Genomic DNA, 15,836 nt, shown 5'->3' on the forward strand with positions numbered 1-15,836 from the left:
TCAGCCGTTGTACGGGCCGTAGTCGTAGTCCTCCAGCGGGACAGCCTGGCCGGAGCCGGTGCCGAAGGGCGAGTAGTCGATGTCGTCGTAGCCGACGGCCGAGTACATCGCGGCCTTGGCTTCCTCGGTCGGCTCGACCCGGATGTTGCGGTAGCGGGCGAGGCCCGTACCGGCCGGGATGAGCTTACCGATGATGACGTTCTCCTTGAGGCCGATCAGGGAGTCGGACTTGGCGTTGATCGCCGCGTCCGTCAGAACCCTGGTCGTCTCCTGGAAGGACGCCGCCGACAGCCAGGACTCGGTCGCGAGCGAGGCCTTGGTGATACCCATCAGCTGCGGACGGCCGGAGGCGGGGTGACCGCCCTCGGTGACCACACGACGGTTCTCGGTCTCGAACTTCGACCGCTCGACCAGCTCGCCCGGCAGGAGCTCCGCGTCGCCGGACTCGATGATCGTCACGCGGCGCAGCATCTGCCGGATGATGATCTCGATGTGCTTGTCGTGGATCGACACGCCCTGCGAGTTGTAGACCTTCTGGACTTCGCCGACCAGGTGGACCTGGACCGCACGCTGGCCGAGGATGCGCAGCACGTCGTGCGGGTTGGTGGCACCCATGGTCAGCTTCTGGCCGACCTCGACGTGGTCGCCCTCGCCGACGATGACCTTGGCGCGCTTGGAGATCGGGAAGGCCGTCTCCTCGCTGCCGTCGTCGGGCGTGATGACGATCTTCTTCGTCTTCTCGGTCTCCTCGATCCGCACGCGGCCGGCGGCCTCGGAGATCGGGGCGACACCCTTCGGGGTACGGGCCTCGAAGAGCTCGACGACACGCGGCAGACCCTGCGTGATGTCGTCACCGGCCACACCACCGGTGTGGAAGGTACGCATCGTCAGCTGGGTACCGGGCTCACCGATGGACTGGGCGGCGATGATGCCGACCGCCTCACCGATGTCGACCAGCTTGCCGGTGGCGAGCGAGCGTCCGTAGCAGAAGGCACAGGTGCCGACCGCGGACTCACAGGTCAGGACCGAGCGGGTCTTGACCTCCTCGACGCCGTTGGCGACCAGGGCGTCGATGAGCACGTCACCGAGGTCGACGTTGGCCGGCGCGATGACCTTGCCGTCGATGACGACGTCCTCGGCCAGCATGCGGGCGTAGATCGAGGTCTCGACGTCGTCGGCCTTGCGCAGCACGCCGTCCTCGCCGCGAACGGCGATCTTCAGCTTCAGGCCGCGCTCGGTGCCGCAGTCTTCCTCGCGGATGATGACGTCCTGCGAGACGTCCACCAGACGACGGGTCAGGTAACCCGAGTCGGCGGTACGCAGGGCGGTGTCCGCCAGACCCTTACGGGCACCGTGCGTGGAGATGAAGTACTCCAGAACGGTGAGGCCCTCACGGAAGGACGCCTTGATCGGACGCGGGATGGTCTCGTTCTTCGCGTTCGACACCAGACCACGCATACCGGCGATCTGTCGCATCTGCATCATGTTTCCTCGGGCACCCGAGTCAACCATCATGAAGATGGGGTTCGTCTTGGGGAAGTTCGCGTTCATCGCCTCGGCAACCTCGTTGGTCGCCTTGGTCCAGATCGCGATGAGCTCCTGCGTGCGCTCGTCCTTGGTGATCAGACCGCGCTCGTACTGCTTCTGGACCTTCTCGTCCAGCTCCTCGTAGCCCTTGACGATGGCCTTCTTGGCCTCGGGCACGACGACGTCGGAGATGGCCACGGTGACGCCCGAACGGGTCGCCCAGTGGAAGCCGGCCGCCTTCAGGTTGTCGAGCGTCGCCGCCACGATGACCTTGGGGTAGCGCTCCGCCAGGTCGTTGACGATCTCGGAGAGCTGCTTCTTGCCCACCGAGTAGTCGACGAACGGGTAGTCCTCGGGAAGCAGCTCGTTGAAGAGCGCGCGACCCAGGGTCGTCTTCAGACGGAAGCTGTCGCCCGGCTGGAACTCCTGCTCGCCCTCTTCGGCGATCGGGGCCACCCAGCCGCGCGGCGGGATGGTGCCCACCGGGAAGCGGATGTCCACGGCCGACTGGAGAGCCAGCTCGCCGTTGTCGAACGCCATGGTCGCCTCGGCGGTCGAGCCGAACGCGCGGCCCTCGCCCTTGACGTCACGGAGCTCGCCGTCGGTGGTGAGGAAGAACAGACCCAGCACCATGTCCTGGGTCGGCATGGTGACGGGACGACCGTCTGCCGGCTTCAGGATGTTGTTCGAGGACAGCATCAGGATGCGGGCCTCGGCCTGCGCCTCTGCCGAAAGCGGCAGGTGCACGGCCATCTGGTCACCGTCGAAGTCCGCGTTGAACGCGGTGCAGACGAGCGGGTGGATCTGGATGGCCTTGCCTTCGACCAGCTGGGGCTCGAAGGCCTGGATGCCGAGGCGGTGCAGCGTGGGCGCACGGTTCAGCAGAACCGGGTGCTCGGCGATGACCTCTTCGAGCACGTCGTAGACGACCGTGCGGCCGCGCTCGACCATGCGCTTCGCCGACTTGATGTTCTGCGCGTGGTTCAGGTCGACCAGGCGCTTCATCACGAACGGCTTGAAGAGCTCCAGCGCCATGGCCTTGGGCAGACCACACTGGTGCAGCTTCAGCTGGGGACCGACGACGATCACGGAACGCGCGGAGTAGTCCACGCGCTTGCCGAGGAGGTTCTGACGGAATCGACCCTGCTTGCCCTTGAGCATGTCGCTCAGGGACTTCAGCGGGCGGTTACCGGGACCGGTGACCGGACGACCACGACGACCGTTGTCGAAGAGGGCGTCGACGGCCTCCTGAAGCATGCGCTTCTCGTTGTTCACGATGATCTCGGGGGCACCGAGGTCGAGGAGGCGCTTCAGACGGTTGTTGCGGTTGATCACGCGGCGGTACAGGTCGTTCAGGTCGGAGGTCGCGAAGCGGCCACCGTCCAGCTGCACCATCGGACGCAGGTCCGGCGGGATCACCGGCACGCAGTCCAGAACCATGCCCTTGGGCTTGTTGCTGGTCTGCAGGAACGCGGAGACGACCTTGAGGCGCTTGAGCGCACGGGTCTTCTTCTGGCCCTTGCCGGTACGGATGATCTCGCGGAGGCGCTCGGCCTCTTCGTCGAGGTCGAAGGACTCCAGACGCTTCTGGAGCGCCGCGGCGCCCATGCAGCCGTCGAAGTACGTACCGAAGCGGTCGCGCAGCTCGCGGTAGAGCAGCTCGTCGCCCTCGAGGTCCTGGACCTTGAGGTTCTTGAAGCGGGCCCACACCTCGTCGAGGCGGTCGATCTCGCGCTGGGCGCGGTCACGGAGCTGCTTCATCTCGCGCTCGGCACCTTCGCGCACCTTGCGGCGTACGTCGGCCTTGGCGCCCTCGGCCTCGAGCTCGGCCAGGTCGGTCTCGAGCTTCTTGGCACGGCCTTCGAGGTCCGAGTCGCGTCGGTTCTCGATCTGCTGGCGCTCGACGGAGACGTGCGCCTCCAGGGACGGGAGGTCGCGGGTGCGGCGCTCGTCGTCCACGAACGTGATCATGTACGCGGCGAAGTAGATGACCTTTTCGAGGTCCTTCGGCGCGAGGTCCAGCAGGTATCCGAGGCGCGACGGGACGCCCTTGAAGTACCAGATGTGGGTGACGGGAGCGGCAAGCTCGATGTGGCCCATCCGCTCGCGACGCACCTTGGCGCGCGTGACTTCGACGCCACAACGCTCACAGATGATGCCCTTGAAGCGGACACGCTTGTACTTACCGCAGTAGCACTCCCAGTCCCGGGTCGGACCGAAGATCTTCTCGCAGAAGAGTCCGTCCTTCTCGGGCTTGAGGGTGCGGTAGTTGATGGTCTCCGGCTTCTTGACCTCGCCGTGGGACCAGGTTCGGATGTCGTCCGCGGTGGCAAGGCCGATCCGCAGCTCGTCGAAGAAGTTGACGTCGAGCACTGTGCGTCAATCCCTCTTTCGGGGTCGAGTCTCAATCATGGTCTGAACGGTCCCGGGGATGACGGGGGGCTCTTGAGCGAGCCCCCCGTCAGGCCCGTCAGACCTCTTCGACGCTGCTCGGCTCACGCCGGGACAGGTCGATACCGAGCTCCTCCGCCGCGCGGAAGACGTCCTCGTCGGTGTCGCGCATCTCGATGGACATGCCGTCCGAGGACAGCACCTCCACGTTGAGGCAGAGCGACTGCATTTCCTTGATGAGCACCTTGAAGGACTCGGGAATGCCCGGCTCGGGGATGTTCTCGCCCTTGACGATGGCCTCGTAGACCTTCACGCGGCCGGTCACGTCATCGGACTTGATGGTCAGGAGCTCCTGGAGGGCGTAAGCGGCGCCATAAGCCTCAAGCGCCCACACCTCCATCTCACCGAAGCGCTGGCCACCGAACTGCGCCTTACCACCCAGCGGCTGCTGCGTGATCATCGAGTACGGACCGGTCGACCGAGCGTGGAGCTTGTCATCGACCAGGTGGTGGAGCTTCAGGATGTACATGTAGCCGACCGAGACCGGCTCCGGGAACGGCTCGCCGGAGCGGCCGTCGAACAGACGCGCCTTGCCGGACGGGAGGACCAGGCGGTCGCCGTCGCGGTTCGGGATGGTGTGCTCGAAGAGGCCGGAGATCTCGTCCTCGCGGGCACCGTCGAACACCGGGGTGGCGACGTTGGTACCGGGCTCGACGCGGTCGGCGCCGATGACCTTCAGTCGCTCGGCCCACTCCTCCGCGAGGCCGGAGACGTCCCAGCCGCGGCTGGCGAGCCAGCCGAGGTGGATCTCCAGGACCTGTCCCGGGTTCATTCGGGACGGGACACCCAGCGGGTTCAGGATGATGTCGACCGGCGTGCCGTCCTCAAGGAAGGGCATGTCCTCGATCGGAAGGATCTTGGAGATGACACCCTTGTTGCCGTGGCGGCCGGCGAGCTTGTCACCGTCGGTGATCTTGCGCTTCTGGGCGACGTAGACGCGGACCAGCTGGTTCACGCCCGGGGGAAGCTCGTCGCCCTCCTCGCGGTCGAAGACGCGGACACCGATGACCTTGCCGATCTCACCGTGAGGAACCTTGAGCGAGGTGTCACGCACCTCGCGGGCCTTCTCACCGAAGATCGCGCGGAGCAGGCGCTCTTCCGGGGTCAGCTCGGTCTCGCCCTTGGGCGTGACCTTTCCGACCAGGATGTCGCCGGCGACGACGTCCGCACCGATGCGGATGATGCCGCGCTCGTCGAGGTCCGCCAGGACCTCCTCGGAGACGTTCGGGATGTCCCGGGTGATCTCCTCGGGGCCCAGCTTGGTGTCACGGGCGTCGACCTCGTGCTCCTCGATGTGAATCGAGGAGAGGACGTCGTCCTGTACGAGGCGCTGCGACAGGATGATCGCGTCCTCGTAGTTGTGACCTTCCCAGGGCATGAACGCCACGAGCAGGTTCTTGCCGAGGGCCATTTCGCCCTCTTCGGTCGCAGGACCGTCGGCGAGGACCTGGGACTCGATGATCCGGTCACCCTCGTTGACGATGACCTTCTGGTTGACCGAGGTGCCCTGGTTCGAGCGGGAGAACTTGGCGACGCGGTACGTGGTGTACGTGCCGTCGTCGTTGGCGACGGTGATGTAGTCGGCCGAGACCTCCTGGACGACACCGTCCTTCTCCGCACGGATCGAGTCACCGGCGTCGACCGCACAGCGGTACTCCATGCCGGTGCCGACGAGCGGCGCTTCCGCCTTGATGAGCGGAACGGCCTGGCGCATCATGTTCGCGCCCATGAGGGCACGGTTGGCGTCGTCGTGCTCCAGGAAGGGGATCATCGCGGTCGCGACGGACACCATCTGGCGCGGGGAGACGTCCATGTAGTCGACGTCGTCGCCGGCGATGTAGTCGATCTCGCCGCCACGACGACGAACCAGCACGCGGTTCTCGGTGAAGCGCATGTCGTCGGACAGGCCGGCGTTGGCCTGGGCGATGACGAAGCGGTCTTCCTCGTCGGCCGTCAGGTAGTCGACCTCGTCGGTGACGACACCCTCGATGACCTTGCGGTACGGGGTCTCGACGAAGCCGAACGCGTTGACGCGGCCGTAGGACGCGAGCGAGCCGATCAGACCGATGTTCGGGCCTTCAGGGGTCTCGATCGGACACATGCGGCCGTAGTGCGACGGGTGAACGTCTCGGACCTCGAAGCCGGCCCGCTCACGGGACAGACCACCCGGGCCAAGCGCCGACAGACGGCGCTTGTGGGTGAGACCCGACAGCGGGTTGTTCTGGTCCATGAACTGCGACAGCTGGCTGGTGCCGAAGAACTCCTTGATGGAGGCGACGACCGGCCGGATGTTGATCAGGGTCTGCGGCGTGATCGCCTCGACGTCCTGGGTCGTCATCCGCTCGCGGACGACGCGCTCCATACGAGCCAGACCCGTACGGACCTGGTTCTGGATGAGCTCGCCGACGTTGCGCAGACGACGGTTGCCGAAGTGGTCGATGTCGTCGGTCTCGACGACGATCGAACGACCCGACTCACCGACGGTCTCGGTCTCACCGGCGTGCAGCTTGACCAGGTACTTGATGGTCGCGATGACGTCGTCGGTGGTGAGCACGCCGGCGTCCAGCGGCTCATCGGCGCCGAGCTTCTTGTTCACCTTGTAGCGGCCGACCTTCGCGAGGTCGTAGCGCTTCGGGTTGAAGTAGAGGTTCTCGAGCAGCGTCTGAGCGGCTTCGCGGGTCGGCGGTTCGCCGGGACGCAGCTTGCGGTAGATGTCGAGCAGCGCGTCGTCCTGGCCCTGGGTGTGGTCCTTCTCCAGGGTGGCGCGCATGGACTCGTACTCGCCGAACTCCTCGAGGATCTGCTCGGTGGTCCAGCCGAGAGCCTTCAGGAGGACGGTGACGGACTGCTTGCGCTTGCGGTCGATGCGAACACCGACCATGTCGCGCTTGTCGATCTCCATCTCGAGCCAGGCACCCCGGGAAGGGATGATCTTGGCGGCGAAGATGTCCTTGTCGGACGTCTTGTCGATGGAGGAGTCGAAGTAGACACCGGGGGAACGGACGAGCTGCGACACGACGACACGCTCGGTGCCGTTGATGACGAAGGTGCCCTTGTTGGTCATGAGCGGGAAATCGCCCATGAAGACCGTCTGAGACTTGATCTCTCCGGTCTCGTTGTTCGTGAACTCGGCAGTGACGAAAAGCGGCGCCGCGTACGTGAAGTCGCGGTCCTTGCACTCGTCGACCGAGTTCTTCGCCGGCTCGAAACGGTGGTCGCGGAACGTCAGCGACATCGACCCGGAGAAGTCCTCGATCGGCGAGATCTCCTCGAAGATCTCTTCCAGACCGGACTTGGTGGGAACGTCCTGTCCGCTCTCAAGCGCCGACTCGACGCGAGACTTCCAGGCGGCGTTGCCGAGCAGCCAGTCAAAGCTCTCGGTCTGCAGCGCCAGGAGGTTCGGAACCTCGAGGGGCTCCTTGATCTTTGCAAAGGAGATGCGCAGCGGGGCGGTGCTGGCACCGTTGTTCGTATTGGTCGAGGCGTTGCGCGAGGCGGCCAAGAGGGGGTCCTTCCGAGGGCTCGGACTCACTACGCGCGTACCGGTCCCAGCTGACACAGAAGACAAGCGCCCCCCATCTGGTCAAAAGGACCAGCTCAGGGCCGTTCAATCAAGTGTGCTCATGCGTGGGCATGCCCCTGGCGACGGGCAGGGGGCAGCTAACAGGCAGCGCAAAGGGTCAGTGTAGCCACTAGGCTCACTGATGTCCAGACCAGGTTTCCGGAAACCGGCAACAGGCCTTCCCCATGTCGTTTCAACTGCGTCCAACGGTTCGGCTCTCGCATACAGAGCGCGTAACAGTACTGCCCTCTTCGTAGTCGATCCATGCCCGATGCGGGCCCGATCCATGCCTCGGATCTCGGATCGAGTCTGCCGATCTCGCGACGGATCTGAGAATTGCGCGCCGCGTCCCGTTCGTCAAGGCCCCCTGCTCCGAGCGGATCATCGAAGGACCCTGCCGCAGAGCAACGAAGATCACCCTACTCCCCAACGAGACGGGGGCAAATCAGGCACTCCGGGTACGCCAAAGGGCGACCACCCTTACGGGTGATCGCCCTTGGATGAGGCCTCAGAGAGGCCTCAGAGGTGTTACTTGACCTCGACGGTGGCGCCGGCGGCCTTGAGGGTCTCGGCAGCCTTGTCAGCGGCCTCCTTGGCGACCTTCTCGAGGACGGGCTTCGGAGCGCCGTCGACGAGGTCCTTGGCCTCCTTCAGGCCGAGGGAGGTCAGCTCGCGCACGACCTTGATGACCTGGATCTTCTTGTCGCCGGCACCGGTGAGGATGACGTCGAACTCGTCCTGCTCCTCGACGGCCTCGGGGGCGGCAGCGCCACCGGCCGGGGCAGCGGCGACGGCCGCGGCGGCGGTGACGTCGAACTTCTCCTCGAACGCCTTCACGAACTCGGAGAGCTCGATGAGGGTGAGCTCCTCGAACTGAGCGAGCAGGTCTTCCTGGCTGAGCTTCGCCATGATGGGCGATCCTTCCACTAAATCGGCAGGTGCCGGATGTATATAGAGGCGGGCGTAACGGCCCGCTTTGACCCACGCACTAGGCGGCGTGGATCAGTGCGCGAGCCGAATTACTCGGCACCGCCCTGCTCGGCGAGCTTGACGCGAAGCGCTTCCGCAGTGCGGACGAACTTCGACGGCAGCGCCTGGAAGAGCGAGGCAGCCTGAGACTGCTTGCCCTTGAACGCGCCGGCCAGCTTGCTGAGCAGAACCTCGCGGGACTCGAGGTCCGCAAGCTTCTTGATCTCATCGGCGGTGAGCGCCTTACCATCAAGGACACCCGCCTTGATGATGAGGTTCGGGTTTTCCTTGGCGAAGTCACGCAGGCTCTTCGCCGACTCCACCGGGTCACCGGTGATGAAGGCGACCGCGGTGGGACCAGCGAAGTGCTCGTCCAGCGCGGTGATCCCGGCCTGGTTGGCCGCAATCTTGGTCAGCGTGTTCTTCACCACGGCGTACTGGGCGTTCTCACCGAGAGAGCGACGCAGCGTCTTGAGCTGCGCGACGGTGAGACCCCGGTACTCGGTCAGCACGGCGGCGTTCGAGTCGCGGAACTGGTCCGTGAGCTCGGCTACCGCGGCAGCCTTGTTGGGCGTCGGCATAGTGCGTCGGCCTCCTTCCGGGTGATGAGGACCGCTCAGAAGGGGCATAAATACGAAACGCCCCGGCGCAGGCGCCAGGGCGTAGCTCAACCGGAACGAGTCCGGGAACTTTCCTTGAACACCTGCGCAGGACGTCCGCAGTTAGCGGATCCTTCGGCCACCGCACCCTTGCAGGCACGGCAACGACCAGCGGTCTTTGGCTTCTCCGGAAGAGTACGGGAACCACCCGACACGGAGCAAATCCGTCCACCGGGCCCCTTGCGGGCGGTCCCGCAAGGGGCCCGGCGGCTCATCCGCCGATGACGTCGTCGAAGTCCACGGTGTCCTCGGCCGGCGGCGCGGCGACGGCGGGAGTCGTGCCGAAGGCGGAGAACTTCGCCTTCGTCTGGAGCGGGCCCTCCGGGGCTCCCGTCTCCGTGGAGTCGACGCGGACGGGGTATCCGTCCTTGCCGATCCACAGGTCGATCCGGAGCTCCTTGATGCCCTTGAGCGCCTCGTGGAGGTACTGGCGGTTCTTCTCCTCCATGACCTTCGTGGCGTCGTCCGCCTTCAGCAGCTCCGTGTCCGTGAGGATCGCCTTGTAGTGCTCGGCCTCGATCCCGTCGACCTGCTCCGCGCCCACGTACCGGACGGTGTCCTGTCCGAGGAGCATCGCGAGGTACTCGGCGGGGTCCTCGCCCCGCCGCACGCCCGGCTTTCCGTCCTTGGCCAGGCTCATCTTCATCCAGGACTTGCCCTTCACGGGCTTGTCCAGCTTGCTCCAGATGACGTCGCCGATCATGATCGAGCGCTTGTCGCGCCCGTCGCTCTTCAGCACGATGTCGTGGCTGGACGGGTACCAGCCCTTGGAGCCGGAGTGGGCCGAGGTCTTCTGGGCCGGGTCGGTGGTCGTCAGCTCGACCTTGGCGGACTTGGCCGCCACCGTCTTGAGGTAGGCCGCCTTCACCGCCTCCGCGGGCGCGGGGGCCTTGGCCGCCTCGCTCTTCGAGGCGGCGCCCCCGTCCTTGCCCGCGGCGGGCTCGTCCGCGCCGCAGGCCGTGAGGCCGCCCGCGAGCAGTGCGGCGCCCGCAAGGGCGGCACCGGTTCGCGTCCAGACAGCCTTGTTCATTACGTGCTCCCCCATGAAAGAAAACCTTGTTCGTCGTGCGTGCCGGACCCGGGGGTCAGCTTTCGCCCGCGCCCTTCATCATCTCGGCGAGGTCGACGACCTGGTCGGCGGGCGGCGCGGCCACCTCGACCGGCTGGTTGTAGTCCAGGAACTTGATGGTCGTGTCCACCGGGCCCTTGGCCGCTTCACCGCGGGTACGGACCTGCTTGGTGTGGTCCGACTCGTCGATCCACATGTCCAGGGTCAGGCTCTTCACGCCCTGCGCCTCCAGATCCGTGACGGACTTCTCCTGGCGCTTCTTGGCCTCGGGGGTCGAGGAGGCCAGCGCGGCCCGCAGTTCGTCGAGGCTGACCGTGCCGCTGAGGTGCTTGGTCTTCACCCCGTCGATGGTCTCTTCGCCGACGAGCTTGAGGTCCTTGGCCTTGAGGAGCTCACCCGCCCGGTCACCGGGGTTCTCGCCGGTCTTGTTCGCCGTGCCGCCGGCGCTGTTCAGCTTCTCCGCCATGGCCGGGTCCAGGCTCTTCATGTCGAACTTGATCCACTTGCCCTCGGAGCCGATGAACATCACCTGGTCGAGGAGGCGGATCTCGGCCCCCTGGCCGCCCTCGCCCGAGGTGGTCATCTTCATCGACATCGCCACCGACGGCTTGAGCCGCATGGCGACGTCGCCGGAGAACTGCTCGCCCTCCGCGGTGCCCGTCATCGAGTAGCGCAGGGAGGTGATCTCCTCCGACTTCGCCTTGACCTTCTCCAGGTAGGCGGCCGGGGTCACCTCCACAGCGCCCTTCGCGGAGCTCTGGGAGGCCGCAGCCTTCCCCGTGCCGTCCTTCTGCCCGCTCTCGCACGCCGTGGCTCCACCCACGAGCAGTACGGCGGCCAGCGCGGCCCCAGCGGTCTTCTTACGGTTGCCGTTGCGGTACGCGAACAAGAGTCCCCACCCCAGATGTGATCGTTTGCAGTAATCCGACCCTACTGGGTGGTACGCCGATCACTTCGCGATTTTCGGCGCGCAACGCAGAACGGGCCCTTCTCCCCCGGGAAAGGGGGAGAAGGGCCCGTTCGGGCAACTCAGGCGGGCCGTCAGGCCCGGCTCAGTCAGACCGCGGCCGGGTCTTCCTCGACGAGGAGGTTCCGGGTGCGGTTCTGGTCCAGCAGGATGCCGGGGCCCATGGTGGTGCTGAGGGCAGCCTTCTTGATGTAGCGGCCCTTCGCGGCGGACGGCTTCAGACGAAGGATCTCGTCCAGGGCCGCGCCGTAGTTCTCGACCAGCTGCTCATCGGAGAAGGAAACCTTGCCGATGATGAAGTGCAGGTTCGAGTGCTTGTCGACGCGGAACTCGATCTTGCCACCCTTGATCTCGGTGACAGCCTTCGCGACGTCCATCGTGACGGTGCCGGTCTTCGGGTTCGGCATCAGGCCACGGGGACCGAGCACGCGGCCGAGGCGGCCGACCTTGCCCATGAGGTCCGGCGTGGCGACAACGGCGTCGAACTCGTTGAGGCGGTTGCCCTTGGCGATCTCGTTGATGAGCTCGTCGTCGCCGACAATGTCGGCGCCGGCGGCTTCCGCGGCCGCAGCACGGTCACCGGTCGCGAAGACCAGGACCCGGGCGGTCTTGCCGGTGCCGTGCGGGAGGTTCACGGTGCCGCGGACCATCTGGTCGGCCTTGCGCGGGTCTACACCCAGGCGGAAGGCGACCTCGACGGTGCCGTCGAACTTCGTGGCGGAGGTCTCCTTGGCGAGACGGACGGCCTCGAGCGGGGCGTACAGCTTCTCCCGGTCGACCTTGGCGTCCGCAGCGCGGAGAGTCTTGCTGCGCTTCACTTCTGCTCCTGTGTTGTGATCAGGCATGGAGTCGTGGTGCGGACCAGCGCTTGGCCCTACCACTGTGGTGCTGGGGGGAGGCTGAATCAGCCTTCGACCGTGACGCCCATCGAACGCGCGGTGCCGGCGATGATCTTCATCGCGGCGTCGACGTCGTTGGCGTTCAGGTCGGGCATCTTCAGCTCGGCGATCTCGCGGACCTGGGCGCCGGAAAGCTTGGCGACCTTGGTCTTGTGCGGCTCGCCGGAGCCCTTCTCGATGCCTGCGGCCTTCAGGATGAGGCGCGCGGCCGGCGGCGTCTTGGTGATGAAGGTGAAGGAGCGGTCGTCGTAGACCGTGATCTCCACCGGCACGACCATGCCACGCTGCGACTCGGTCGCGGCGTTGTAGGCCTTGCAGAACTCCATGATGTTGACGCCGTGCTGACCGAGCGCGGGGCCGACCGGCGGAGCCGGGTTGGCCGCACCGGCCTTGATCTGGAGCTTGATAAGCCCCGTGATCTTCTTCTTCTTGGGAGGCATTGCTCTCTCCGGGTCCTAGTGAGAGTTTTCGCCGCCAATCCGGTCATCCGGATGGAGGCATACCGCACCACGATAACGGGTATCGGTGCGAGGCTGAAAACCGAGCAGGTCAGACCGCCCGCAAGGGGGCAATCTGACCTGTCCGGAAGCGTGTGCCAGAAGGCTGTGGATCAGTTCTTCTGGATCTGGTCGAAGCTGAGCTCGACCGGGGTCTCGCGGCCGAAGATCTCGACGAGACCCTTGACCTTCTTCGAGTCCGGGTTGATCTCGTTGATGGTCGCCTGCAGCGTCGCGAACGGGCCGTCGGTGACGGTGACCGAGTCGCCGACCTCGAAGTCCAGGACCTCGATGGCGCGCTTGACGGCGGGCGCCGGCAGACCGGCCTCTTCCGCTGCCAGCTTGGCGGCCTTCTCCTGCAGCTCCGGGGCGAGCATCTTGACGATCTCGTCCAGGGTCAGCGGGTACGGGTCGTACGCGTTGCCCACGAAGCCGGTGACACCAGGGGTGTTGCGGACGACGCCCCAGGACTCGTTCGTCAGATCCATGCGGACGAGAACGTAACCGGGCAGCTTGTTCTGCCGGACGTTCTTGCGCTCGCCGTTCTTGATCTGGACGATCTCTTCCTCGGGCACCTCGGCCTGGTAGATGAAGTCCTCGACGTTGAGCGAGACGGCGCGCTGCTCCAGGTTGGCCTTCACGCGCTTCTCGTAGCCGGCGTACGTGTGGATGACGTACCACTCGCCGGGCAGGAGGCGCAGTTCTTCGCGCAGGGCCTGGATGGGGTCGACGGGCTCGGCGGGCTCGACCTCGGCGGCCTCTTCGGCCTCCGCGTCGTCGGCCTCGGCCTCGACGGCGTCGTCCTCGTCGGCGTCCTCGGAGTCGTCGGCCTCTTCGGCGTCGTCCTCGTCGGAGTCGTCAGCGCCCTCGAAGTCAGCCTCGGCGTCGACCTCTTCCTCGACGTGCAGCGCGGCCTCTTCGGCGGCGACACCCGCCTCGGCGTCGGCGAGCTCGGCCTCGTCAGGGTCCACAGCGTCTGCAGCCTCGACGATGTCGAGCTCGTCCTCGACGGACTCGACGGAGTCGGGGCTCACGTTCAGGTTCGGGTCAGACACGGTGGCTGCTTCTTCCTGGATACAAAAGGTGGTCGAACATGCGAAAACGGGCGGCACCCATCAAGGCGCCGCCCTCCGCGGGGATCAGCCGAAGACGAACTTGATGGCTTCCTGGAACCCATAGTCAATCACGGTCACCAGACCGATCATGATGACGACGAAGACAATCACCACAGAGGTGTACGTCGTCAGCTGGTTGCGAGTGGGCCAAACAACCTTGCGGAGTTCCGCGACGATCTGGCGGTAGAACAGCGCGAGACGACCCAGAGGGCCCTTCTTGCCGCGCTTGCCGCCCTTGCGGGCCTTCTTCTCGCGAGTGTCATCCTCGGCGTCAGGCATGTCGATGGAGCCCAGGGCGTCCGTCACGTCTCTCACCTGAATCCGGGTCGTGGCCGTAGCCGCGCCCGGTTGCGCCGCACGGCACTGCATCTAAGTACGTACCTGCGCACACACTTCCGAGAAGGAGTGTGGAGCAGGGCCGGAGGGACTCGAACCCCCAACCGCTGGTTTTGGAGACCAGTGCTCTACCAATTGAGCTACGACCCTTTGCGTCCCTCAACCTACCGCATCCAGGCGAGTGCACGGTGTGCTCACGCTCTGCAGCAGTCGACGAGGGCCAACGACGGTTGAGTGTACGTGGTCCGGGCCCTGACGTCGAACAGCACCGTCCGGAGAGCGTCCGTCCGGTAACTGAAACGGAGTGCGGCGCTCGTTTCGCGTCTGGGACGATTGGCCGCATGACCTCTGAAACGCCTTCCGCCGAGCGCCGCGTATCCGCCCGTATCGGTGCCATCTCCGAGTCCGCCACCCTCGCCGTCGACGCCAAGGCCAAGGCCCTCAAGGCCGCCGGGCGTCCGGTGATCGGTTTCGGAGCGGGTGAGCCCGACTTCCCGACCCCGGACTACATCGTCGACGCCGCGGTCGAGGCCTGCCGCAACCCCAAGTACCACCGCTACACCCCGGCCGGCGGTCTGCCCGAGCTGAAGGCCGCCATCGCCGCCAAGACGCTGCGCGACTCCGGCTACGAGGTCGACGCCTCCCAGGTCCTGGTGACCAACGGCGGCAAGCAGGCGATCTACGAGGCGTTCGCGGCCATCCTGGACCCGGGTGACGAGGTCATCGTCCCGGCCCCGTACTGGACCACGTACCCGGAGTCGATCCGTCTCGCCGGCGGTGTCCCGGTCGAGGTCGTCGCCGACGAGACCACCGGTTACCGGGTCTCCGTCGAGCAGCTCGAAGCGGCGCGCACCGAGCGCACGAAGGTCGTCCTCTTCGTCTCCCCGTCGAACCCGACCGGCGCCGTCTACACCGAGGCCGACGCCGAGGCGATCGGCCGCTGGGCCGTCGAGAAGGGCCTGTGGGTCCTGACCGACGAGATCTACGAGCACCTGGTCTACGGCGACGCGAAGTTCGTCTCCCTCCCGGCGATCGTTCCCGAGCTGGCCGACAAGTGCATCATCGTCAACGGCGTCGCCAAGACGTACGCCATGACGGGCTGGCGCGTGGGCTGGGTCATCGGCCCGAAGGACGTGGTCAAGGCCGCGACCAACCTCCAGTCGCACGCCACCTCCAACGTCTCCAACGTGGCCCAGGTCGCGGCGCTGGCCGCCGTCTCCGGCAACCTGGACGCCGTCCACGAAATGCGGACGGCCTTCGACCGCCGCCGTCAGACGATGGTGCGGATGCTGAACGAGATCGACGGCGTCTTCTGCCCGACCCCCGAGGGTGCGTTCTACGTCTACCCCGCGGTCAAGGACGTCCTCGGCAAGGAGATCCGCGGCAAGCGCCCGCAGACCTCCGTCGAGCTCGCCGCGCTGATCCTGGACGAGGCCGAGGTCGCGGTCGTCCCGGGCGAGGCCTTCGGCACCCCCGGCTACCTCCGCCTCTCCTACGCCCTGGGCGACGAGGACCTGGTCGAGGGCGTCTCCCGCATCCAGAAGCTCCTCGCGGAGGCGAAGGCCTAGGCCTGGCGCGCCCCGCAGCCACGCCTGAGCGGCGGTTCCCTCTCCGGGGAGCCGCCGCTCAGGCGTTCCCGGGAGCGCTGCCGCTCCACCCCGGTCCGCTGCGCGGGGCCTTCCGGGCGGCGCCCGGAAGGCCCCGCGCAGCGGCCCCCGATCCCCGCTCATGCGTTCGCGCAAGCCCCCGATCGGTAAAACCCCCTCCCGCCGGGGGCGGCAGTGC

Annotated in this window: 11 protein-coding genes and 1 tRNA gene; 1 reads left to right on the forward strand and 11 read right to left on the reverse strand. The window is 66.2% G+C overall.

Annotated elements, in window-relative coordinates:
* The 11 genes from OHA37_RS15150 to OHA37_RS15200 all read right to left on the reverse strand — a co-directional run bounded on the left by OHA37_RS15150 (position 1) and on the right by OHA37_RS15200 (position 14,201).
* A complete protein-coding gene (locus tag OHA37_RS15150; protein WP_243333344.1) occupies positions 1–3,900 on the reverse strand; it encodes a DNA-directed RNA polymerase subunit beta' in 3,900 nt (1,299 codons plus the stop codon).
* 97 nt (positions 3,901–3,997) lie between these two features.
* A complete protein-coding gene (rpoB, locus tag OHA37_RS15155) occupies positions 3,998–7,480 on the reverse strand; it encodes a DNA-directed RNA polymerase subunit beta (RefSeq protein ID WP_243333342.1) in 3,483 nt (1,160 codons plus the stop codon).
* A 588-nt stretch (positions 7,481–8,068) separates the two neighbouring features.
* Positions 8,069–8,449: a 50S ribosomal protein L7/L12 gene (gene rplL / locus OHA37_RS15160; RefSeq protein ID WP_266905476.1), complete on the reverse strand. Its 381-nt coding sequence runs from the start codon at positions 8,447–8,449 to the stop codon at positions 8,069–8,071.
* A 110-nt stretch (positions 8,450–8,559) separates the two neighbouring features.
* Positions 8,560–9,090: a 50S ribosomal protein L10 gene (gene rplJ / locus OHA37_RS15165; protein WP_215023401.1), complete on the reverse strand. Its 531-nt coding sequence runs from the start codon at positions 9,088–9,090 to the stop codon at positions 8,560–8,562.
* A gap of 289 nt (positions 9,091–9,379) precedes the next feature.
* Positions 9,380–10,213 (reverse strand): hypothetical protein, encoded by an 834-nt coding sequence (locus OHA37_RS15170; protein WP_266905478.1) that lies wholly within the window; start codon positions 10,211–10,213, stop codon positions 9,380–9,382.
* Positions 10,214–10,253: 40 nt separating this feature from the next.
* Complete coding sequence (locus tag OHA37_RS15175) at positions 10,254–11,126, reverse strand: LppX_LprAFG lipoprotein (protein WP_266905480.1); 873 nt, start codon at positions 11,124–11,126, stop codon at positions 10,254–10,256.
* 167 nt (positions 11,127–11,293) lie between these two features.
* Complete coding sequence (rplA, locus tag OHA37_RS15180) at positions 11,294–12,022, reverse strand: 50S ribosomal protein L1 (protein WP_266905482.1); 729 nt, start codon at positions 12,020–12,022, stop codon at positions 11,294–11,296.
* A gap of 86 nt (positions 12,023–12,108) precedes the next feature.
* A complete protein-coding gene (gene rplK / locus OHA37_RS15185; protein WP_266905484.1) occupies positions 12,109–12,543 on the reverse strand; it encodes a 50S ribosomal protein L11 in 435 nt (144 codons plus the stop codon).
* A gap of 170 nt (positions 12,544–12,713) precedes the next feature.
* On the reverse strand, positions 12,714–13,655 hold the full coding sequence (gene nusG, locus OHA37_RS15190; RefSeq protein WP_266905486.1) for a transcription termination/antitermination protein NusG: 942 nt from the start codon (positions 13,653–13,655) through the stop codon (positions 12,714–12,716).
* Between the two features lie 84 nt (positions 13,656–13,739).
* Positions 13,740–14,021, reverse strand: coding sequence for a preprotein translocase subunit SecE (gene secE, locus OHA37_RS15195; protein WP_243333337.1), 282 nt, complete (start codon positions 14,019–14,021; stop codon positions 13,740–13,742).
* 107 nt (positions 14,022–14,128) lie between these two features.
* Positions 14,129–14,201: transfer RNA gene (locus OHA37_RS15200), tRNA-Trp, on the reverse strand.
* 191 nt (positions 14,202–14,392) lie between these two features.
* On the opposite strand from OHA37_RS15200, the gene OHA37_RS15205 reads away from it, so the two are divergent.
* Positions 14,393–15,619: a pyridoxal phosphate-dependent aminotransferase gene (locus tag OHA37_RS15205; RefSeq protein ID WP_266905489.1), complete on the forward strand. Its 1,227-nt coding sequence runs from the start codon at positions 14,393–14,395 to the stop codon at positions 15,617–15,619.
* Positions 15,620–15,836 lie beyond the last annotated feature (217 nt).

Origin of the sequence: Streptomyces sp. NBC_00335 (assembly GCF_036127095.1) — a bacterium.
Taxonomy (GTDB): domain Bacteria; phylum Actinomycetota; class Actinomycetes; order Streptomycetales; family Streptomycetaceae; genus Streptomyces.

Excerpts from the sequence above, each read along its gene's own strand:
- rplJ (WP_215023401.1), bottom strand. The coding sequence starts at position 9,090 with ATGCCGACGCCCAACAAGGCTGCCGCGGTAGCCGAGCTCACGGACCAG.
- OHA37_RS15205 (WP_266905489.1), top strand. The coding sequence starts at position 14,393 with ATGACCTCTGAAACGCCTTCCGCCGAGCGCCGCGTATCCGCCCGTATC.
- OHA37_RS15170 (WP_266905478.1), bottom strand. The coding sequence starts at position 10,213 with ATGGGGGAGCACGTAATGAACAAGGCTGTCTGGACGCGAACCGGTGCC.
- rplL (WP_266905476.1), bottom strand. The coding sequence starts at position 8,449 with ATGGCGAAGCTCAGCCAGGAAGACCTGCTCGCTCAGTTCGAGGAGCTC.
- rplK (WP_266905484.1), bottom strand. The coding sequence starts at position 12,543 with ATGCCTCCCAAGAAGAAGAAGATCACGGGGCTTATCAAGCTCCAGATC.